General features: G+C 71.0%; 23 protein-coding genes and 1 pseudogene. 4 read left to right on the top strand and 20 right to left on the bottom strand.

The features are described from left to right. The 8 genes from C9I47_RS01175 to C9I47_RS01140 all read right to left on the bottom strand — a co-directional run bounded on the left by C9I47_RS01175 (position 1) and on the right by C9I47_RS01140 (position 6,168). On the bottom strand, positions 1-729 hold the full coding sequence (locus tag C9I47_RS01175; RefSeq protein ID WP_111265107.1) for a glycosyltransferase family 2 protein: 729 nt from the start codon (positions 727-729) through the stop codon (positions 1-3). Positions 730-837: 108 nt separating this feature from the next. Next, the gene (locus C9I47_RS01170) at positions 838-1,836 is read right to left on the bottom strand and encodes an NAD-dependent epimerase/dehydratase family protein (RefSeq protein WP_111265106.1); all 999 of its coding nucleotides are present in this window, start codon (positions 1,834-1,836) and stop codon (positions 838-840) included. A 19-nt stretch (positions 1,837-1,855) separates the two neighbouring features. Next, a complete protein-coding gene (locus tag C9I47_RS01165) occupies positions 1,856-2,299 on the bottom strand; it encodes a hypothetical protein (RefSeq protein WP_111265105.1) in 444 nt (147 codons plus the stop codon). A 48-nt stretch (positions 2,300-2,347) separates the two neighbouring features. Beyond that, a complete protein-coding gene (locus C9I47_RS01160) occupies positions 2,348-3,301 on the bottom strand; it encodes a ParB/RepB/Spo0J family partition protein (RefSeq protein ID WP_111265104.1) in 954 nt (317 codons plus the stop codon). Continuing rightward, positions 3,298-4,107 carry a ParA family protein gene (locus C9I47_RS01155; RefSeq protein ID WP_111265103.1) on the bottom strand — a complete coding sequence of 270 codons (810 nt, stop codon included), beginning with the start codon at positions 4,105-4,107 and terminating at the stop codon, positions 3,298-3,300. The genes C9I47_RS01160 and C9I47_RS01155 overlap by 4 nt, the downstream gene beginning before the upstream one ends. Before the next feature lie 275 nt (positions 4,108-4,382). Beyond that, on the bottom strand, positions 4,383-5,045 hold the full coding sequence (gene rsmG, locus C9I47_RS01150) for a 16S rRNA (guanine(527)-N(7))-methyltransferase RsmG (protein WP_111265102.1): 663 nt from the start codon (positions 5,043-5,045) through the stop codon (positions 4,383-4,385). A 43-nt stretch (positions 5,046-5,088) separates the two neighbouring features. Further along, the gene (locus C9I47_RS01145) at positions 5,089-5,520 is read right to left on the bottom strand and encodes a GNAT family N-acetyltransferase (RefSeq protein WP_111265101.1); all 432 of its coding nucleotides are present in this window, start codon (positions 5,518-5,520) and stop codon (positions 5,089-5,091) included. Positions 5,521-5,571: 51 nt separating this feature from the next. Then, positions 5,572-6,168, bottom strand: coding sequence for a 4'-phosphopantetheinyl transferase family protein (locus C9I47_RS01140; RefSeq protein ID WP_111265100.1), 597 nt, complete (start codon positions 6,166-6,168; stop codon positions 5,572-5,574). Positions 6,169-6,376: 208 nt separating this feature from the next. On the opposite strand from C9I47_RS01140, the gene C9I47_RS01135 reads away from it, so the two are divergent. Next, positions 6,377-7,732 carry an AMP-binding protein gene (locus C9I47_RS01135; RefSeq protein WP_407067534.1) on the top strand — a complete coding sequence of 452 codons (1,356 nt, stop codon included), beginning with the start codon at positions 6,377-6,379 and terminating at the stop codon, positions 7,730-7,732. Between the two features lie 118 nt (positions 7,733-7,850). Next, positions 7,851-8,105, top strand: coding sequence for a GlsB/YeaQ/YmgE family stress response membrane protein (locus C9I47_RS01130; RefSeq protein WP_111265098.1), 255 nt, complete (start codon positions 7,851-7,853; stop codon positions 8,103-8,105). Positions 8,106-8,234: 129 nt separating this feature from the next. Here the strand turns inward: C9I47_RS01130 and C9I47_RS01125 are convergent, their stop codons facing one another. From C9I47_RS01125 to C9I47_RS01110, 4 genes and pseudogenes are all read right to left on the bottom strand, one after another. Then, the gene (locus C9I47_RS01125; protein WP_111265097.1) at positions 8,235-9,077 is read right to left on the bottom strand and encodes an N-acyl homoserine lactonase family protein; all 843 of its coding nucleotides are present in this window, start codon (positions 9,075-9,077) and stop codon (positions 8,235-8,237) included. Between the two features lie 58 nt (positions 9,078-9,135). After that, a pseudogene (locus tag C9I47_RS18215) lies at positions 9,136-9,627 on the bottom strand (HPP family protein); the annotation flags it as partial. A 41-nt stretch (positions 9,628-9,668) separates the two neighbouring features. Then, positions 9,669-10,574, bottom strand: coding sequence for a 2Fe-2S iron-sulfur cluster-binding protein (locus tag C9I47_RS01115; RefSeq protein WP_190238566.1), 906 nt, complete (start codon positions 10,572-10,574; stop codon positions 9,669-9,671). Between the two features lie 18 nt (positions 10,575-10,592). Then, complete coding sequence (locus C9I47_RS01110; protein WP_111265096.1) at positions 10,593-11,147, bottom strand: carboxymuconolactone decarboxylase family protein; 555 nt, start codon at positions 11,145-11,147, stop codon at positions 10,593-10,595. A gap of 111 nt (positions 11,148-11,258) precedes the next feature. On the opposite strand from C9I47_RS01110, the gene C9I47_RS01105 reads away from it, so the two are divergent. Beyond that, positions 11,259-12,149, top strand: a complete 891-nt coding sequence (locus tag C9I47_RS01105; RefSeq protein ID WP_111265095.1) for a LysR family transcriptional regulator — start codon at positions 11,259-11,261, stop codon at positions 12,147-12,149. Positions 12,150-12,161: 12 nt separating this feature from the next. Here C9I47_RS01105 and xth read toward each other — a convergent pair whose 3' ends face one another. The 3 genes from xth to C9I47_RS01090 form a co-directional block, all read right to left on the bottom strand. After that, complete coding sequence (gene xth, locus C9I47_RS01100; RefSeq protein WP_111265094.1) at positions 12,162-12,947, bottom strand: exodeoxyribonuclease III; 786 nt, start codon at positions 12,945-12,947, stop codon at positions 12,162-12,164. A gap of 1,316 nt (positions 12,948-14,263) precedes the next feature. Further along, positions 14,264-15,004: a 3-oxoacyl-ACP reductase FabG gene (gene fabG / locus C9I47_RS01095; RefSeq protein ID WP_111265093.1), complete on the bottom strand. Its 741-nt coding sequence runs from the start codon at positions 15,002-15,004 to the stop codon at positions 14,264-14,266. 90 nt (positions 15,005-15,094) lie between these two features. Continuing rightward, positions 15,095-15,595, bottom strand: a complete 501-nt coding sequence (locus tag C9I47_RS01090; RefSeq protein ID WP_111265092.1) for a hypothetical protein — start codon at positions 15,593-15,595, stop codon at positions 15,095-15,097. Positions 15,596-15,735: 140 nt separating this feature from the next. Between C9I47_RS01090 and hemF the strand changes: the two genes are divergently transcribed. Next, positions 15,736-16,671, top strand: a complete 936-nt coding sequence (gene hemF / locus C9I47_RS01085; protein WP_111267887.1) for an oxygen-dependent coproporphyrinogen oxidase — start codon at positions 15,736-15,738, stop codon at positions 16,669-16,671. Between the two features lie 293 nt (positions 16,672-16,964). On the opposite strand, the gene C9I47_RS01080 is transcribed toward hemF, so the two are convergent. The 5 genes from C9I47_RS01080 to C9I47_RS01060 form a co-directional block, all read right to left on the bottom strand. Then, complete coding sequence (locus C9I47_RS01080) at positions 16,965-18,011, bottom strand: NAD(P)H-dependent glycerol-3-phosphate dehydrogenase (protein ID WP_111265091.1); 1,047 nt, start codon at positions 18,009-18,011, stop codon at positions 16,965-16,967. A gap of 8 nt (positions 18,012-18,019) precedes the next feature. Then, the gene (gene secB / locus C9I47_RS01075; RefSeq protein WP_111265090.1) at positions 18,020-18,541 is read right to left on the bottom strand and encodes a protein-export chaperone SecB; all 522 of its coding nucleotides are present in this window, start codon (positions 18,539-18,541) and stop codon (positions 18,020-18,022) included. A gap of 236 nt (positions 18,542-18,777) precedes the next feature. Continuing rightward, positions 18,778-19,215: a rhodanese-like domain-containing protein gene (locus C9I47_RS01070; RefSeq protein WP_111265089.1), complete on the bottom strand. Its 438-nt coding sequence runs from the start codon at positions 19,213-19,215 to the stop codon at positions 18,778-18,780. Positions 19,216-19,347: 132 nt separating this feature from the next. Then, positions 19,348-19,788, bottom strand: coding sequence for a hypothetical protein (locus C9I47_RS01065; RefSeq protein WP_111265088.1), 441 nt, complete (start codon positions 19,786-19,788; stop codon positions 19,348-19,350). 51 nt (positions 19,789-19,839) lie between these two features. Further along, a complete protein-coding gene (locus C9I47_RS01060; protein WP_111265087.1) occupies positions 19,840-20,340 on the bottom strand; it encodes a YiiD C-terminal domain-containing protein in 501 nt (166 codons plus the stop codon). Positions 20,341-20,351: the final 11 nt, after the last annotated feature.

Below are 20,351 nucleotides of genomic sequence, written 5' to 3'. Positions count from 1 at the left end.
TCAGACCTCCTCGGTACGGGTCAGCTTGCCGCGCTTGATCAGCCAGGCCACGCCGCGCAGGTCGCGGATGCCGACCATCGCGCGTCCGAGGTTGTTGTACTTGGAGACCCCGGCGGTGCGGTGGCGGTGGTTCACCGGCACGCTCACCGTGCGATAGCCGGCGCGCTGCATCAGCGCCGGCAGGTAGCGGTGCATGTGGTCGAAGTACGGCAGTTCGAGGAAGGCCTCGCGCTCGAACAGCTTGATCCCGCAGCCGGTGTCCGGGGTGTCGTCGCGCAGCATGCGCGCGCGGATCGCGTTGGCCCACTTGCTGGCCCAGCGCTTGGAACCGCTGTCCTGGCGGTTGACCCGCCAGCCGGCGAACAACCGGGTCGAGGCGTCGGCGCTGTCGCGCTCGGCGAGCAGTCTGGGAATGTCGGCCGGGTCGTTCTGGCCGTCGCCGTCGAGGGTGGCGATCCACGGCGCGCGCGCGGCCTTGACGCCGTTGCGCACGGCGGTGCTCTGGCCGCTCTGGGTGACGTGGTGGATCACCCGCAGCTCCGGCACCTCGGCCTTGAGGCCGCGCAGCACGTCGAGGGTGTCGTCGCGCGAATGGTCGTCGACATACACGATCTCGAACGGCACCACCCCGCGCAACGCGGCGGTGATCTCGTGGACCAGGGGAGCGACGTTGTCGCGCTCGTTGAACACGGGCACGACCACCGACAGCGAAGGCTTGTTTTGCGTCATCGGGCGGGGCGATGTGAGGGGCCGCGCGGCGGCGGCGGGGACGCCGCGAACGGCCGCGGCGGACATATCGTACCGCTCACCGGTTGCAGTGCCGCTTCCGCGGCCGGCTCAGGCCGCCTCGCCGAAGTAGTCCCGGCACCAGGCCACCACCGGCGGCAGCCCGTCGTCGATCGCGGTCCGCGGCTCGAAATCCAGCGCTTCGCGCGCGCGTCCGGTGTCGGCCATGGTCTCGACCATGTCGCCGGGCTGCATCGGCTTGTAGACCTTCTGCGCCTGGCGGCCGGCGGCGGCCTCGATCACCGCGATGAACCGCTCCAGCTCGACCGGGGTGTGGTTGCCCAGATTGAACACCCGGTGCGGCGGCACCCCGTCGACGCCGCCCGGCGGCGGCCGGTCGAGCGCGGCCAGCACGCCGGCGACGATGTCGTCGATGTGGGTGAAATCGCGGCGCATGCGGCCGTGGTTGAACACGTCGATCGGCCGTCCCGCCAGCACCGCGCGCGAGAACAGCAGCGGCGCCATGTCCGGGCGCCCCCACGGGCCGTAGACGGTGAAGAAGCGCAGCCCGGTCGCGCGCAGGCCGTACAGCTGGGCATAGGTGTAGCCCATCAGCTCGTTGGCGGCCTTGGTCGCAGCATACAGCGAGCGCGGCTTGTCGATGCGCTGGTCCTCGGAGAACGGCGGGGTCGCCGAATCGCCGTAGACCGACGAGGAGCTGGCGTAGGCCAGGTGCTCGACGCCGCGGTGCCGGCACAGCTCGAGCAGGTTGACGAAGCCGACCAGGTTGCTGTCGACGTAGGCGTGCGGATTCTCCAGCGAATAGCGGACCCCGGCCTGCGCGGCCAGGTGCACGACGCGGACCGGGCGGTGCGCGTCGAACAGCGCGGCCAGGCCTTCGCGGTCGCACAGGTCCAGCGCCCGCACCTCGACATCCGGACACAGCGCGGCGAGGCGGTCGCGCTTGAGCTGCGGGTCGTAGTAGTCGTTGAAGTTGTCCAGCCCGATCACCGCCTCGCCGCGCGCGCGCAGCGCGCGGCACACATAGGCGCCGATGAAGCCGGCGGCGCCGGTGACCAGGACCGGAGGGAGGCTGTCGTTGCTCGTCATCGGCTGCGGGTACTGGCGCTCAGTCGTCGCCGTTGGGATGGATGTCGAACGCCAGCGACAGGCGCAGGCGGGCGGTCGCCTCGCACAGCCAGGCGCTGAGGTCGAAGCTGATCGGGCGATCCCCGCTCAGTCCGATCGCCAGTTCGCAGCGGCCGCCGTCGCGGACCAGCGACTGGAACGCCGGTTGGTGCGGCGCCAGCCGGTCCAGTTGCTGGCGCAGGAACGCCTCGAACGGTGCGTCGGCCCAGCTGCGTCCGCCCTCGCCGGCGCCGATGTCCGACAGCTCGGCGGTGGCGTAGCTGTCCCGGTGCACGCCCTCCAGCGGGCCGCCGCCGGGACCGCGGCGCGGCTCGCCGGCACTCCAGGCGCGGGTGGGCCGCAACCCGATCTCCTCGAACAGCGGGACCAGGTCGGCACTGGGATGGGTGGCGCGCAGGGCCACGCGGTAGCGATAGGGATTCACGACGTCACTGTCGGTCTTGGGCGTGCTTCCGGGCGGGTACGGGCGGCCTCAGTCGGTCTTGCCGCGCAGCTTCTCGAGCACGCCGTCGAGCGCGTCGAGGTTGCTGTAGTGGATCACCAGCCGGCCCTTGCCGCCGCGTCCGTGCATCACGTTGACGCGGGTGTTGAGCGACTCCGACAGCTCGCGCTCCAGGCTGACGATATCGGCCTGCGGCGCGGCCTTGGCCGGCTTGTTCCTGCCATTGGCCGGCAGCTTGCCGGCGGCCAGCTGCTGCACCCGGTGCTCGACCTCGCGCACCGACCAGCCGTGCTCGGCGGCCTGCCGCGCCAGCGCGATCGCCGCCTGCGGGGTCAGCGTCAGCAGCGCGCGGGCATGGCCCATCTCCAGGGTGCGGGTCTCGACCAGCACCCGGATCTCCGACGGCAGCTCGAGCAGGCGCAGCAGGTTGGATACCGCCGCGCGCGAACGCCCGACCGCCTCGGCGGTCTGGGCATGGGTCAGGTCGAACTCGTCGATCAGCCGCTGCAGCGCCTGCGCCTCTTCCAGCGGGTTGAGGTCCTCGCGCTGGATGTTCTCGATCAGCGCCATCGCGACCACGGTGCGGTCGTCGACCTCGCGCACGACCACCGGGATCTCGCTCAGGCCGGCGCGCTGGCTGGCGCGCCAGCGGCGTTCGCCGGCGATGATTTCCCAGGTCTTGCCGCCGCGCTCGGCGATCTCGCGGACCACGATCGGCTGGATCACGCCCTGGGCGCGGATCGACTCGGCCAGCTCGTCGAGCTTGGACTCGTCCCAGTGCTTGCGCGGCTGGTACTTGCCCGGCGCCAGCGCGTCGATCGGCAGGGTCCGCAGCGCGTCGCCGGGGGCCGCCTCCAGCGCCGGCGCCTCGGCCGCGGCCTTGGGCCCGAGCAAGGCCTCCAGTCCCCGGCCGAGCCCGCGCTTCTTGGCGGCGGCGGCCTTGGTCGGTGCGTCCTTCACGGCGGCGTCCTTGGTTGCGCTCATGCCGCCACCTCCGGTGCCGGCACGGCCTTGGCGGCCTGGTCGCGCTCGCGCTGGCGCCGGATCACCTCGCCGGCCAGCCCGAGGTAGGCGATGCCGCCGCGGCTGCCCTTGTCGTAGCCGACGATGCTCTGGCCATGGCTGGGCGCCTCGGCCAGGCGCACGTTGCGCGGCACGATGGTGCGGAAGACCTTGTCGCCGAAATGCTGGGTCAGCTCGGCCGAGACCGCGTTGGCGAGGTTGTTGCGCACGTCGAACATGGTCCGCAGCACGCCCTCGATCTCCAGCTTCGGATTGAGCCGCTGGCGGATCGCCTCGATCGTCTCCAGCAGCGCGCTGATGCCCTCCAGCGCGTAGTACTCGCACTGCATCGGCACGATCACCGCATCGGCGGCGGTCAGCGCGTTGAGGGTCAGCAGCGACAGCGCCGGCGGGCAGTCGATCAGCACGTAGTCGTAGGCCTGGACGACATCGACCAGGGCCTGCTTCAGGCGCTGCTCGCGGCCGTCGTGCTCCATCAGCTGGATCTCGGCCGCGGTCAGGTCGATGTTGCCCGGCAGCAGGTCGAAGTCCTCGGCGGTGCGCACGACCGCGTCCGTCGCCGCGACCTCGCCCAGCAGCACGTCGCAGATCGAAGCCTCCAGCTCGCGCTTGTCGACGCCGCTGCCCATCGTCGCGTTGCCCTGCGGATCGAGATCGATCAGCAGCACCTTCTTCGGCGTCCGGGCAAGTCCGGCGGCCAGGTTGACGGCGGTGGTGGTCTTGCCGACCCCGCCTTTCTGGTTGGCGATGGCGATGATGCGGGCCATGCGGCTGGTTCCCCTGGCGTGTTCGCGCAGGCTTGTCGCGCGCGCGGTGGTTCGGATGATGCCTCCCCCCGAAACAAGGCGGGCGAGGCGGACGATGCGGGCGGCCGGCGATCCCTGCACGGTACCCGACGTGGTGCGCGGGGCCCGGTCCGGACGCAGGCCGGACTGGTGATTATGCCCGCCCCAGGCCGCCTGTCCCACCTCGCGGTCACGATCCATTGCATCGAACGCAGCTGAACGGAGGGCGGCAGACCGCCGGCAGCGGGCCGCGCGGCTCAGCCGGGAACGGCGCGGCCGACCACCACCAGGTGGCGCTCGGCCTCCAGCCCCGGCACATCGAGCCGGTGACGGGCCCGCACCGCCCAGCCCGCCGGCAGCGCGTCGATCTCGCCGACCGGGTCGGCGCCCTTCATCGCCAGCAGCACCCCGTCGGCACCGAGCAGGTGGCCGCCGAGTTCGAGGATCAGCGGCAGCGTCGCCAGCGCGCGGGCGGTGATCGCGGCGAAGCCGCCGGGCTCATCGACCGCCTCGATCCGCGATTCCAGCACCCGCACCCTCGGTGCCAGCCCCAGCTTGCGCACCGCCTCGCGCAGGAAGCGCGCCTTCTTGCCGTTGCTCTCCACCAGCGCCACCCGCAGGCCGGGCCGGGCGATCGCCAGCGGGATCCCGGGCAGGCCGGGACCGGTGCCGAGGTCGGCCAGCTCGCCGCCGGCCGCCTCGATCGCGTCCAGGTGCCGATGCATCGCCAGCGAATCGAGCAGGTGCTTGACCAGCATCTCGCGCGGGTCGCGGATCGCGGTCAGGTTGTAGGCGCGGTTCCAGCGCGTCAGCAGCGTCAGGTAGTCCAGCAGCGGCGCGGCCAGGGCGGGGTCCAGCTCCAGCGCACGCAGCCCCGCTTCGAGGGTCGGTCGCAGGTCGGACGGCAGGGTCTCGGTCATCGGTACGGATTGCAGGGTCGGAGAAGAAGGGATCGGCCGGCGCTCACAGCGCCAACCGCATGTCGATACGGTGCATGCCCGGGCCCCAGCCGTCGACGGTCTCGGCCACCGCCTGCGCGCCGAAACGGGCGAAGAACGGCGCCGACCGGTGGCTGGCGGCGATCCGCAGCGTGTCCAGTCCCGCCGCGCGCGCGGCGCCGACCACCTCGTCCATGATCGCCGAACCGATTCCCAGGCCCTGGGCCGACGGGTCCAGCAGGATCCAGTTCAGATCGCCGCCGAACCGCCCCCAGGCGCCGACGACACGCCCGGCGCGCTCGCAGACCCGGTATCCGGGCAGGCATCGCCGCAGGAAGCCGGCGTAGTCCTCGCGCTCGTTGGGAGCGAAGAAGGCCGGGCAGTTGGCGTCGAACAGCCCCATGCAGGCGGGGCGGTCGCGATCACGGTAGTCGCGGAAGGTGACCGAAGCGTCCATCGTCGCGATGCGGGCGGAGCCGGGCGGACCGGGGCCCGACAGTATGACCGCTCACGCGCCCCGCCCCCAGCGCCAGGCCAGCGCACCGCGATAGCCCGGCGCCGGCTGGATCTCGCGCAGCGACCAGTGCGCGGGCATGCCCAGGTCGGGGTGGCAGGCGACCAGGCGCAGCCCGGCCGGGCCGTCCTCGAAGCTCAGCCGGTCCAGCCCGAACGCGAGCCCGCGGCCGTGGGCCTTCAGCACCGCCTCCTTCGCGCACCACAGCCGCAGGAATGCCAGCTCGCGCGCCCGCACATCGGCGATGGCGGCCAGCCAGGCATGCTCGGCGGCGGTGAAATAGCGCTGCGCCAGCGCCAGCGCGCGCGGCCGCGGCCGCAGCCACTCCAGGTCGACGCCGACCCGCACCCCGCTGTCGGCCAGCGCCACCAGCAGGCCCTGGCCGCTGTGGCTCCAGTTGATGTCGCGGCCCTGGAACGGCGCCGCGATCTGCGGCCGCCGCCACGCGTCCCGGTGCAGCGGCAGGGTTTCCGGCGGCGCCTCCAGCTGGGTCGACAGCCAGCCGCGCGCCTGCGTTTCCGCCGCCACCCCGGGCTGCCGCGGCAGCCAGGTCCAGCGGGGCGATACGGGCGAAGGACTCGGCTGGGACACGCGGTCGGGTCTCGGTCAGGTGGGAAAAAGCACGATGGCCGCCGTATCCGGCTTCGGCGGCCCCGGTTTGGCGCCGGGTCGGCAGGCAAGCGTAAGCTACCCGGCAGGGGGCGGCCGCTGCCGCAGGTGGGCATCCCGCGCCGATCGACCGGGCGGGCATTCCAGGCGCACCGGGAACACTGCAGGATTTGGGACGATGTCAGCCGTAATCAACTCGCCGACCGCCGCGACCGCGCTGCAGGAACTGGCGCCGGGCGATCCCGCCCGCACGATCTGCTTCGGCGGCGGCGGGGCCGCGATCGACCTGGCCCGGTTCCGCCGCGAGGTCCGTGGCGTCGCCGACCGGCTGCCGGACGCGCCGGCGGTGATCAACCTGTGCGAGGACCGCTACCGCTTCCTGGTCGCGTTCTGCGCCGCCGCCCTGCGCGGGCAGACCACCCTGCTGCCGCCTTCGCGGGCGCCGGCGGTGATCGACGAGGTGCTGGCCCGGCACCCGGGCAGCTACGGACTCGGCGACACCCCGCCGGCGTCGCCATCGCCGCGGCTGCGGCAGCTGCCCGAGCGCCTGCCCGAACTCGACGGCGCGCCGCTGACGATCGCCGACGACGCGCCGGTCGCGATCGGCTTCACCTCCGGCAGCAGCGGCCAGCCGCGGCCGAATCCGAAGCGCTGGTCCGCGTTCCGCATCAGCACCGCGCAGAACCTGGCGGCCCTGGCCGAGCTGATCGGCGCGCCGGACGGTCCCACGGGCGCCACCGCCCTGGTCGCGACGGTGCCTCCGCAGCACATGTACGGCATGGAGATGTCGGTGCTGCTGCCGCTGCTGGGGCCGCTGGCGGTGCACCGCGGACGGCCGTTCTTTCCCGACGACGTCGCCCGCAGCTGCGCCGACGCGCCGCGGCCGCCGCTGCTGGTCACCACCCCGGTGCACCTGCACGCCCTGGTCGAGTCCGGCATCGCCCTGCCGCCGCTGGCCGGCATCGTCTCGGCCACCGCGCCGTTGCAGGCCGGCCTCGCCCGCGCCGCCGAGGCGCGCTTCGGCTGCGAGGTCCGCGAGGTGCTCGGCTCGACCGAGACCTGCGTGTTCGCGCGCCGGCGCACCGCGCGCGAGCACGCGTGGACGCCACTGCCGGGCGTGCGCCTGCAGCCGCAGCCCGACGGCACCGCGATCCAGGCGCCGCACCTGCCGGAACCGGTGTTGCTGGCCGATCTGACCGAGGTCGGCGACGACGGCCGCTTCGTCCTGCACGGCCGCAATGGCGACCTGCTGGAGATCGCCGGCAAACGCGCCTCGCTGGGCGACCTCACCGGCAAATTGCTGGCGGTTCCCGGCGTCGAGGACGGCGTGGTCGTGCAACTGGACGAGGCCGACGCCGCCGGCGTGCGCCGGATCGCGGCGCTGGCGGTCGCGCCCGGACTGGCGCCGGCGGCGATCCTGCGGGCGCTGCGGGCGACGGTCGACCCGGTGTTCCTGCCGCGGCCGCTGCGCTGCGTGCCGGCCCTGCCCCGCAACGAGACCGGCAAGCTGCCGCGGGCCGCGCTGCTGGCCCTGCTGCGAAACTGAACGGGACCCGCGCGGCGCAGACATCTTCGTCACACCGCCCTGCCCAGAGTGGGCCGCGATCCCGCGCCGGGTGGCCGGCCGGGCTCGAGACGACACCCTTTATCCCGGGAGGCATCGGATGAATTTCATCATCATGTTGATCGTGGGTGGCATCGCGGGCTGGCTCGCCAGCATGGTCATGAAGACCAACGCACAGCAAGGCATCATCCTGAACATCGTGGTCGGCATCATCGGCGGGTTCCTTGGCGGCTACCTGCTGCCGATCCTCGGTCTGCAGCTCACCGGCTGGACCGGTTATCTGATCACCGCGCTGATCGGCGCGATCGTGCTGCTGGCGATCGTCAATCTGTTCCGGCGCGGCAAGATGCGCTGACCGCCCTGCGCCGCGATCCGCGAAGGCCTGGCAATGCCGGGCCTTTTTCGTGGGCGCGGGAAGTTCCGTGCCAGTCAAAGTCCGTGCCAGTCAGAATCCGCGCCGGTCAAAGTCCGCGCCGGTCCCGGCTCAATCCAGGTAGCCGGGCAACGCCGGCAGCGTCTGGAAGTCCTCGCGCGAGTGCTGGATCAGCACCCGCGCGCCGAGCCGGGCGACGATCCGCTCGATCCGGTCGATCGACGCCAGGGTGTCGGCGCGGTCGACGTTGAACACCGGCATCCGGCGCTCGGCCCGGTTGTCGCGGGTGTGGTACAGATCGCCGGAGAGCAGCACCGGTCCGCTGTGCGGCAGCCGGACCAGCAGCACCTGGTGGCCCGGGGTGTGCCCGGGCGCGGACAGGATCCGCACCGAGCCGTCGCCGAACACGTCGTGGTCGCGTTCGATCGTCACCGTGCCCACGCGCAACGCGCCTTCCGACAGCGCCGGATGGGTGCGTTCCGGCGCCGGGGTCCGCCGCAGCCAGTCCAGCTCGGCGCGATTGACGATCCAGGTCGCGCGGGTCAGCGCCGGGGCGTTGCCGAGGTGGTCGGCGTGGCCGTGCGAGAACGCGAAATAGTCGACCCCATCGAAGTCCAGCCCGATCGAGGCCAGTTGCGAGGCCAGGGTGACCGGCACCGTCATCGTCACGTCCGAACCGAGTATCCGGGCCCGGCGGCCGTCGCGCATCGCCGCCAGGCGGTCGCCCAGCCCGGCGTCCCACAGCAGCACGCCACGCGGGTGCCGGATCAGGAAGCAGGACGCCTGCATCGTGCGCGAATGGCCGTCGTATTCGAAGGTGTCGGAGAACTGGCCCAGGTCCTCGAACGCCAGGCGACCGCAGTCGAGCGCGTACAGGCGCAGATCGGCGGACGGCCCGGCCGCGGCGGCGGGCATGGAACATGCGAGCAACAGTGCGAGCAGGGTCTTCTTCATGACGTCCTCGTCGGTTCGGGTCGTGGCGGGGCAAGGGCGGGGGCAAGGGGTAGCGCACGCCGCCGGGCACCCGGTGCACGCACCAGGCCACCGCGACCAGGGCCAGGCTGCCGAGCGCGACCGGGAACAGCAGGAAGCTCCAGTCCGGACGCGCGAGCAGCACCAGCAGCGGGTCGGCGCCGGCCGGCGGATGGGTGACGCGCAGACCGGCCATCGCCGCGATCGCCAGCATCGCCGCCAGCGGCATCGCCCAGACCGCGTCCGGCAGCCACTGCGCGACCGCCAGGCCGATCGCGGTCGACAGCAGATGCCCGCCGATCACGTTGGCCGGCTGCGACAACGGACTGGCCGGCAGCGAGAACAGCAACACGCAGGAGGCGCCGAACGGCGCCATCAGCCACGGCTGTCCGGACAGCTGCGCCAGCGCCAGCAACAACCCGATCGCGACGCCGCCACCGATCCCGGCACGCAGCGCCGCCGGCCACCCGACCGTCTGCTGCGGCCGATGCAGGAATGCGCGCAGGCGGCGTCTCACCGGTCCGGAATTCATGGGGCCGGAGTTCATGGAGCCGGAATTCATGGGGCCGGCACTCACAGATCCAGAACCAAAGTGCCGCGTGCGCGCGATACGCAGCAGCACAGGGTGTTGCCGGCGGCGCGCTCGTCGTCGTCGAGTACCTCGTCGCGGTGCAGCAGCTCGCCGTCGATCACCGGCACCACGCAGGTCGCGCACTCGCCGTTGCGGCAGCTGTAGGGGATGTCCTGGCCGTTGTCGTTGAGCACGTCGAGCAGGTTCTGTCCGGCCTCCACCCGCAGACGCCGACCGCTGCGCCGCAACAGCACCTCGAACGCCTCGTCGGCGGCGGCCGCCACCGCGCCCGGCGCCGGTGCCGCGGTCGCCGCCCGCAGCTGCGACTTCAGCGCCTCGATCTGGTCCTGCAGGGCCTGCAGCCGTGGCGCGATCTCCGCCTCGGTATAGCGCGGGGTGATGTGCTGCGGGCAGTTCCAGTCGACCGCCTCGACCTCCAGCACGATGCCGCGCTCGACCCGCGCCCGGTAGTCGGGCAACTCCAGCCGCGCGAGCAGCATCGGATCGTCCTCGAAGTGCACCACCCGCGCGCGCGCCCACAGCTTGAGCCGCCGCCGCGCCGGATAGTCGACCAGGATCAGCGAGACCCGGTCGTCGCCGGCCAGGTTGCCGACACTGATGTACTGGCGGTTGCCGCGGAAGTCCGCGAACCCCAGGGTCCGCTCGTCGAGCGCCTTGAGGAAGCCGCGCGGACCGCCGCGGTGCTGCACGTAGGGCCAGCCCTGCTCGCCGACGCTGGCGATGTAGAACGAATCGCGCTCGGCGATGAACGCCGCCTCGGCCGGACCGATGCGATCGCGACGGTCCTCGGCCAACTCGTGGGCGAGGTTGCTCTCGCGCGAGCCATAGCGCTGCTGCGCGGCCTTGACCGGTCCGGTGAAGGCCAGTTCGGCGAAACGGCGTGCCATCGGAGTCTCCCGTCCGCCTCAGGCGACCTGGGCCAGTTCGCCGGCGCCGACGCGGGGGAAGTCGATGTCGACCTGGCTGGCGCGGCCGATCATGTTGGTCAAGGTGTTGAGGGCGACGTGGACGATGATCTCGACGATCTCCGCGTCCTCGTAGCCGGCCTCGCGCACCGCCTGCAGCTCGGCCTGGGTGACGTCGCCGAGGTTGTCCATCACCGCCCGCGCGAACGCCACCGCCGCCGCCGCGCGGGCGTCGCGGGAACGGCCGGCCCGGTTGAGCAGGACCTCGTCGCCGTCGAGGCCGGCACCGGCGGCGAGCGCGGTGTGCGCCGACAGGCAGTAGTCGCAGCTGTTGCGCTGCGCGATCGCCAGGGCGATGCGCTCGCGCGTGGCCGGCTCCAGGCGACCGGCGCCGGCGATCGAGAACAGGCCGAGGAAGGCTTCCAGCGCCGCCGGCGACTGGCCGAGCACGCGGATGAAGTTGGGCACGCCGCCGAGTTGCCGGGTCACCGCCTCCAGCAGCGGACGGGTCTCGGCGGTGGCCTGGCGGGGATCGATCAGGGCGATGCGGCTCATGGTGCGCTCCAGGTGTGGGGGAATGGGCACACTCTATTGCTGCGCGGAAAATATAGAATCAGCGCGGTTGGTAAATTTCTATTTCAATTTTCGCATCAATTTTTCGTATCAATGGACCGCTTCCACGAAATGCTCGTCTTCCAGGCCGTCGCCGAGCGCGGCGGCTTCGCCGCGGCGGCGCGGCAGCTGGGCACATCCGCGCCAAGCGTGACCCGCGCGGTGGCGGCGCTGGAGGCGCGGCTGGGCGCGCGGCTGTTCCACCGCACCACCCGGCGGGTGCAGCTGACCGATGCCGGCGACCGCTTCCTGCACGAATGCCGGCGCCTGCTCGCCGATCTGGCCGAGGCCGAGGCGGCGGCGGCCGGCACCCACGCGACCCCGCGCGGCCGGGTCGGGGTCACCAGCTCGCAGTTGTTCGGTCGCGGCCATGTCGGCCCGCTGCTGTGCACCCTGCTGCGCCGGCAACCGCTGATCAGTGTGCACACCTTGTTCGTCGACCGCGTCGTCAACCTCTACGAGGAACACATGGACATCGCGGTGCGCCTGGGCGCCCTGGCCGAGTCGTCGTTGCGCGCGGTCCAGGTCGGGCAGGTGCGGCGGATGGTGTGCGCGGCGCCGTCCTACCTGGATGCGCACGGCGTCCCCGCCAGCCCCGACGCGCTCGCCGGGCATGCCTGCATCCAGTTCACCGGCCAGAGTCCGGGCCCGGAATGGAGCTTCGGCTCCGGCCGCAGCGTGCGCGTGCATTCGCGGTTGACCACCGACAGCGCCGACCTGGCGATCGCCGCCGCGATCGCCGGCGACGGCTGCGCGCGCCTACTCAGTTACCAGGTCGCGCCGGCGCTGGCGTCGGGCGCCCTGGTGGTGGTGCTGGCCGGATTCGAGCCTCCGCCGCTGCCGGTCCATGTCCTGCATCACGAGGGCCGCCGGGTCTCGGCCAAGGTCCGCGCGGTGTTCGATCACCTGGTCGAGGGCCTGCGCGCGGACCCGGCGCTGGGCTGAGCGGCGCTCCGCTCAGCCCAGCTGGACCCAGGCCGGGGCGTGGTCGCTCGGCCGCTCCCAGGTGCGCGGCTCGCGATCGATGCCGGCGCCCGAACAGGCCTCGCGCAGGGCGTCCGAGACCAGGGTCAGGTCGATGCGCAGGCCGCGGTCGCGGCGGAATCCGGCCTGACGGTAGTCCCACCAGCTGAACACCCCGCCCTCCTCGTGGTGCAGGCGATAGCCGTCGTGCAGGCCCAGCGCGCAAAGCCTGCGCAGCGCGTCGCGCTCGGCGGTCGAGGTCAGGATATGGCCGTCGTTCCACAGCTCGGGGTCGTGGACGTCGCGGTCGTCGGGGGCAATGTTGAAGTCGCCCAGCACCACCAGCCGCGGATGCCGCTGGATCTCCGCGGCCAGCCAGCCGTGCACCGCATCGAGCCAGCGCAGCTTGTAGTCGTACTTGTCGGTGCCCACGTCCTGGCCGTTGACCACGTACAGGTTGACGATGCGCACCGGATCCGACGCTCCGGGCGCGGCGACGGTCGCCGCGATCACCCGCTTCTGTTCGTCCTCGAAGCCGGGAATGCCGATCTGCACGTCGTCGATCGCCCCGCGCGCGAGGATCGCCACGCCGTTGTAGGTCTTCTGCCCGGCAAACACGCTGCGCCAGCCGTCGGCGGCCAGGACCTCGTCAGGAAACCGGCTGTCCTCCAGCTTGGTCTCCTGCAGCGCGACGATGTCCGGCGCCGCCTGCGACAGCCACTGCTGCAGATGCGGAAGGCGGACGTTGAGGGAGTTGACGTTCCAGCTGGCGATTTTCATGGCGCGAGTGTAGTCGAAGGTTGGCATTGATTCCGGGGCCACCCGTTCCATCGACGGTGGCGCCGGCGACGACCCGGAGTTCGGCGGACACGCTGTTGTCCACGTGTGACACTCGATGTTCGAGAGCAAAAGCTTCCGCCCTTCATGCGAAGTCAGAAGCAAAGGCTTCCGCCTTCGGCGGGTTCCTTTTGTCTTGGCAAAAGGAACCAAAACCGCCCGCTCCTGACGCCCGCCGGGACGGCTGCGCCGCCCCGGTCCCCTGTGCGCCTCAAGGCCGGCGGCACGGCGCCCAAACTCGCTGCGCTCAGACATGGGCGCCTCTACGGCCGCCGTCCTCTCCGGTGCTCGGCGGGCTTTAAGTCGCTGAAGGTCAAGGTCAGGGTCAACAGCATCGGGCGCTCTTGACCTTGCTGGCACTCGGACAGCCCGTACCCGGCGCAGACCCGGAGGGCGGCGCGCAGGGACGCGCGCCGTTTTTCGGTCGAGCCAGGATGGCGAGTCGAAAAATCCTGGGACGCTCACCACTCACGATTGAGCCCTGTCGGGACGGCCCTTTCTTTTGGTGACTTTTCTTTGGGCCAGCAAAGAAAAGTTACCCGCCGCCCTGGGTGGCGGAAGCCGTTGATCTTGATCTGGCCGATCCGGCCGCTCATCCGGAGCAGGCCAGGAAGCCGCCTTTCTGACCGGAGGTCTTCTCGATCGAGATCAAAGGCTTCCGCCTTCGGCGGGTTCCTTTTGTCTTGGCAAAAGGAACCAAAACCGCCCGCTCCTGACGCCCGCCGGGCTGGCTGCGCCGTCCCGGTCCCCTGTGCGCCTCGAGGCCGGCGGCACGGCGCCCAAACTCGCTGCGCTCAGACATGGGCGCCTCTACGGCCGCCGCCCCCTCCGGTGCGCGGCGGGCTTTAAGTCGCTGAGGGTCAAGGTCAACAGCGCTGCTTTTGATCTTCCTGAAAGCGAGCAGCCCGCATCGCCTGCAGACCCGGAGGGCGGCGCGCACGGACGCGCGCCGTTTTTCGGTCACGACAGGATGTCGTGTCGAAAAATGCTGGGACGCTCACCACTCACGATTGAGCCTTGTCGGGGCTGCCCATTCTTTTGGTGACTTTTCTTTGGGCCAGCAAAGAAAAGTCACCCGCCGCCCTGGTGGCGGAAGCTCTTGCCTAAAAAAACAAAGGAACCTGAGCTTCCAAAAGGAAACAACACGCTTTCCGTGCCGCTGGGGGCGCGCGCCACGCGCTCACCTCGCACCCCCCGGCCCGCTGCAGCGCGCATGGCGTTCGAGCCGGCGCGAGCCAGTGGCTCGCAAACGCCGGCTCTCACCCCATGCCACCGTTGATGCCGATTACCTGGCCGTTGACATAGCCGGCCGCGTCCGAGCACAGGAACGCCACCAGCGCGGCGACCTCGTCGGCGCGACCGGCGCGGCCGGCGGGGACCATCTGCCGGATCGCGTCCGGCGGGAAGCTGTCGTCGGCCATCCGGCCCTCGATCACTCCCGGCGCGACCACGTTGGCGGTGATCCCGCGGCTGCCCATTTCCCGCGCCAGCGAGCGGGTCGCGCCGTGCAGCGCGGCCTTGGCCGCGGCGTAGTTGGTCTGGCCGCGGTTGCCCAGCACCGCCGCCACCGACGACACGCTGACCACCCGGCCCCAGCGGGTGCGCGCCATCGGCAGCAGCAGCGGCTGGGTGACGTGGAAGAAACCGTGCAGCGACACATCGATCACCCGCTTCCATTGCGTCTGCGACATGCCCGCCATCGGTGCGTCGTCGTGGATGCCGGCGTTGTTGACCACCACCTGGATCGGCCCGGCCTGCAGCAGGGTTTCGATCGCCGTGCTGCAGGCGTCGGCGTCGGCGACATCGAAGGCGACCGCCTCGGCCTGGCCGCCGTCGGCCCCGATCGCGGCCACCACCGCCTCGGCCTGGGCGCGATTGCGGTTGGCGTGGACGATGACGTGGCAGCCGTCGGCGGCGAGGCGACGGCAGATCGCGCTGCCGATGTCGCCGCTGCCGCCGGTGACGAGCGCGCGACGGAGCGCCGGACTGGATGGGGACATGGCGGGCCTGCATGAGCGACGGACGGTGGGCTCCGATTGTCGCCATCGCGCCCGGCGCTGCAAGCGCACCGGTCCCGCCATGTCCCTGCCCTACTGCGGGCTGAAACCCGGCGGGTACGGCGGAGTGCCGTCGACACCGACCTCGTCGCCGGTGATCAGGAAGAACTGTTCGACGATGCTGCCGCCGGCGTCGCACCTCAGCGTCTGCCGTGCCTGCATCACCGCCCAGTCGCCGTCGCTGGCGCCGGTGGCATCCACGCCGTCGATCACCACGACCCAGAAATCCAGCACCCGTTCGGCATCGGCCTCGCACCGGATCGACGCCACCTCGGGAAGCGGAACCGTCGCCAGTCCGGACTCGCCATCGCTCTTCTGCCAGGCCTCGAACAGCGGCGACTGCGGCGCCAGCCGATACAGATCGACCCAGGTGTCGGCCGGCAGGTCCGGCCCCGACGCGCGGTCGCTGCGCTGCAGCCAGTGCAGACGGGCGCCCTTGCGGTTCGACACCACCGCCTGCAGCTCGATGGCATGACCGAAGCGCCCATTCTCCTGATAGTTCTGCGCTTGCATGAGTTCGATGTAGACCGCCATCCGCGCCGCCTCGCCAGGGTGGGAACACCGTCAGGAACGCCATGTCGACAGGCCTGTGAACCCCCGCCGCGGGCGTCCGCCGCGTCCGCGCCTTGAGCCGGATCAATCGGTGCGGCCGGGCGCCCCGTAGAATGCGCGCCATGGACAATTTCGAACGCGCACGCAGCTATCTGACCGGCCTGCAGGACCGCATCTGCCGGGCCATCGAGACCGCCGACGGACAGGCCCGCTTCCAGGAGGACACCTGGACCCGGGCGCCGGGCGAGAGCGGCGCGGCGACCCTGGGCGGCGGCGGCCGCACCCGGGTGCTGCGCGACGGCGCGGTATTCGAGCAGGCCGGGATCGGTTTCTCGGACGTCTCCGGCACCCGCCTGCCGCCGTCGGCAACCGCCGCGCGGCCGGAACTGGTCGGCGCCTCGTGGCGCGCGGTCGGCGTCTCGCTGGTGTTCCACCCGCGCAATCCCTACATCCCGACCACCCACGCCAACGTCCGCCATTTCACCGCCGAGCGTGACGGCGAGACCGTCGCCTGGTGGTTCGGCGGCGGCTTCGACCTGACCCCGTTCTACCCGTTCGACGAGGACGTGCTGCACTGGCACCAGGTCGCGCGCCGGGTCTGCGAGCCGTTCGGCGGCCAGCAACGCTACGACGCCCACAAGCGCTGGTGCGACGACTACTTCTTCCTCAAGCACCGCGACGAGACCCGCGGCATCGGCGGGCTGTTCTTCGACGATCTGCACGGCGACTTCAATCGCGAGTTCGATTACCTGCGCGCGGTCGGCGACGGCTTCCTGGAGGCCTATCTGCCGATCGTCGAACGTCGCCGAGAGACCGCATGGGGCGAACGCGAGCGGCAGTTCCAGCTGTACCGTCGCGGCCGCTATGTCGAGTTCAACCTGGTGTTCGATCGCGGCACCCTGTTCGGGCTGCAGTCGGGCGGACGCACCGAGTCGATCCTGATGAGCATGCCGCCGCTGGTGCGCTGGGAGTACGGCTACCAGCCCGAGCCGGGCAGCGCCGAGGCGCGCCTGGCCGACTACCTGCGGCCACGCGACTGGCTGGCCGAACTGGGCTGAGCCGAGACAAACCGCCCAAGCCCCGTAGGAGCGGCATAAGCCGCGATGAAGCATTCATGGGAAGGCCCTCGCGGCTCACGCCGCTCCTACGAGATGCGATACAGCACGGACCCAGCCCCCTGAGTCAGGGGGCGATTCGCGCCATCGGCGCGAATGGGGGTGTGGAAGCGCAACGGCGGGGCCCATGGTTTGCGAAGCAAACTTTGGGGATTCCCGGGCGCCGCCCGGGAATCGCGGCTGACGCCGCTCCCACATGGATGTCCCGAGGTGCGGGCACGTTCGTGCCCGCCTCCTCAGCCGAACAGGCCGACCGGGTATTCGGGCTTCTGCTCGCGTGCCAGCAGCTGGCGCAGGCCGTCCGCCGGGGTGATCTCGCCGTGCAGGACCGCGCGCACCGCGCTGGAGATCGGCAGTTCGATGCCATGGCGCTCGGCCTGGCGCATCACTTCGTCGGCGGTCTGCACCGACTCGACCACCTGGCCGATCTCGCGGACCGCGTCGGCGATGCTCTGGCCGCGGCCCAGCGCGAGGCCGAGGCGGCGGTTGCGCGACAGGTCGCCGGTGCAGGTCAGCACCAGATCGCCGAGGCCGGCCAGGCCCATCAGGGTCTCGGCCTTGCCGCCGATCGCCTGGTTCAGCCGCAGCATCTCGTTGAGGCCACGGGTGATCAGGCCGGCGCGGGCGTTCAGGCCCAGGTCCATGCCGTCGGCGACGCCGGTGGCGACCGCCAGCACGTTCTTCATCGCACCGCCGAGCTCGGCACCGACCATGTCGTCGCCGGTGTAGGCGCGGAACGCCGGTCCGTGCAGGGTGTCGGCGACCTGCTGGGCGAAGCCGGCATCGTCCGAATGCACGGTCAGTGCGGTCGGCAGCCCGGCGACGACCTCCTTCGCGAACGACGGTCCGGTGACCACCGCCAGCGGCACGTCGGCGCCTAGCACTTCCTCGGCGACCTCGTGCAGGAAGCGGCCGCTGCCCGGCTCGAAACCCTTGGTCGCCCAGGCCACGCCGGCACCGGCGGGGCGGTGCGGCGCCAGCGCGCGCAGGATCTCGGCAAAGGCATGCGAGGGCACCACGACCAGGACCATGCCGGCGCCGCCCAGGGCCCCGGCCAGGTCGGTGGTCGCGACCAGGTTGTCCGGTAGCGGGTGCCCGGGCAGGTAGCGGGTGTTCTCGTGATGCTGGTTGATCGCCGCGACGGCATCGGCGTCGCGCCCCCACAGCACGGTCGGATGACCGTGCCGGGCGGCGAGCGAAGCCAGTGCGGTGCCCCAAGAGCCCGCGCCCAGCACCGTGATGGGTGCCTTGCCGGCACCCGTTGCGTTATCGGCTCCGGTCATGGGCCGGATCAGGCGTTGCCGGCGGCCTCGGCGTCGGCCAGACCGTCGCCGTTCTGCTGCTGGCGCTGGCGCAGGCCTTCGGCGTACAGCGCGTCGAAGTTGACCGGCTGCAGGTAGAACGGCGGGAAGCCGCCGGCCTGGATCAGGTCGCTGATCAACTGGCGGGCATACGGGTACAGGATGCTCGGGCAGTGGCTGCCCAGCAGGCCGTCCAGGGTCTGCGGGTCGAAGCCGGAAACGCCGAACACGCCGGCCTGCTTGACTTCGGCCAGATAGATCGACTTCTCGCCGACGGTGCAGGTCAGGGTGATGCCCAGCACCACCTCGAAGGCGTTCTCGCCTAGACGCTGCACGTTCTGGTTCATGTTCATCTGCAGCTGCGGCTGGGCCTGCTCGTTGAACACGGCCGGTGCACCCGGTACCTCGAACGAAACGTCCTTGACGTAGATCTTCTCGACCGAGAAGGTCGGGGCGTTCTGCGCGGCGGCGTCGGCCGGCGCGGCGGCGCCGTTGTTCTGCTCTTCGGACATCTCGTTACTCCAGGTAAACAGTTATCGGATCAAGGATTTGAAAGGGCTCTGAAAGCTTCAGGTGCGGGAGTATCGCACGCGACCATGACCGCTCCGGATCGTCCTCGATGGAACGCAACCCGTCGCGACTCCCCCCTGCACAGCTCAGGTTGGGGCGAATGCGGCGTTCGCAAGGCCCGTTGGCCGGCAACCGCGGGTTATGTGACCGCCGGAGCCGCGCCGCGGCGACGGTTCGGCTACTTGCGCCCCTTGACCAGCGGCAGGTCGGCCTGCTGCCAGGCGGCGATGCCGCCGTCGAGCCAGTAGACATGCTCGAAGCCGGCCTTCTTCAACCGCTTGGCCGCCGCGGTCGAGGCCATGCCGTTGCGGCAGACCACCACCACCGGCAACTGCTTCACGTTGGCCAGCAGCTTGCTCTCGGGGTCGAACTGGCTGAGCGCGACCGACTTGCTGCCGGCGATGTGGCCCTTCTCGAAGTCGCTGCTTGAGGACAGGTCGACGACCAGCGCGTTGTCGCGGTTGATCAGCCCGGTCAGCTCGGCCGGGCGCAGCGCCTTGTAGCCACGGAACAGGCGCGCGATCTCGGTGTAGATCAGGGCCACGGTCAGGCCGGCCAGGCCCATGGACAGGTAGGGATGGCGGCCGAAGAAGGCCAGCAGTTCTTCAAGATTCACGGATCACGGCCACGCTGAAAGGGGAACAAGCCAGGAAGGGAACGGCCCCGCGAAATTCGACGCCGCGGGGCGCACGGGGCCGGGGATTGTCGCCCAGCGCCGGCGCCGGCGCAAAAGAACGGGGTCCGGAGCCTATTGCCCCGACCACAGATCCGGCATCGGGCTGGTCACCCACCAGCGCTTGGCTTCCTCGTCCCAGCGCCAGGTTTCCTGGTAGCGCACGGTGCGTTCGGCCAGGGTATGGCGGTTGATCACGCCGATCTCGATGTCGCGCGCCGCGGTGCCGCCGTCGAGGTCGCTCATGCCGCCGATATCGCGGTAATGCGAGATCTGGACCTGCTTGTAGCGCTCCATCTCCAGGTCGGTCATCGGCTTCTCGTCGCGCATGTCCGGGTCGAGCAGGCCCCAGGCGCCCTCGAAGTCGCCCCAGCGGATCGCGCCCGACCAGGCGTACTGGGTGCGGTGCAGCGCATCGGCCTTGGGGCCGAGACTGGCGCAGCCGCCGAGCACGGCGACGACCGCGACCAGGCAGGCGAACAGGACGGGACGGAACAGCGGATTCGTCAGGCGCATCGGTTTCCCCGGCAATTGCGGATACCCGCGCATCGTAGCCGGGAACACGATTCAGCGCCGCAGTATCGCCACGTAGCGTGCGGTGAACTCGGTCGCACTGCCGCCCTCCGGCAGCCGCGCATGCGCGACCACGCTGATCCGCGCCCGGCCGCGACTACGCAGGGTGGCGATGAAGGTGCTCCAGTCGGCGCCGGGCGCGGCTTCGGCCTCCACGTCCAGGTCGGCGAACAACGGCGCCAGGTAGCCGATCTGGCTGTCGGCGACGAACACGTCGGCGTCCAGTCCGGCCGCTTCCACGTGCAGCGATACCAGCCCCCAGGCGGCCAGGGTCATCATCGACGCCAGGCTGCCGCCGAACGCGCAGCCCTTGTCGTTGACGTGGCGCGCCAGCGGCGCATGCAGGCGCAGCCGCTGGCCGTCGTAGCCGGCGATCGAAAGGTCCATCACCGCAACCGGCGGCATCGAGTCGTAGTGGGCCTTGAGGCGGACGAGTGCGGCGGCGTCGGGCTGCGACGGGGCGAGCGGCGGAGAAGCGAGCGTGTCCAATGACATTCGGTATCGGG

It is taken from the genome of Marilutibacter maris (assembly GCF_003233695.1).
Taxonomy (GTDB): Bacteria; Pseudomonadota; Gammaproteobacteria; order Xanthomonadales; family Xanthomonadaceae; genus Marilutibacter; species Marilutibacter maris.
Note: the sequence above shows the minus strand (reverse complement) of the source record. Positions and strands in the feature narration are given on the sequence as shown.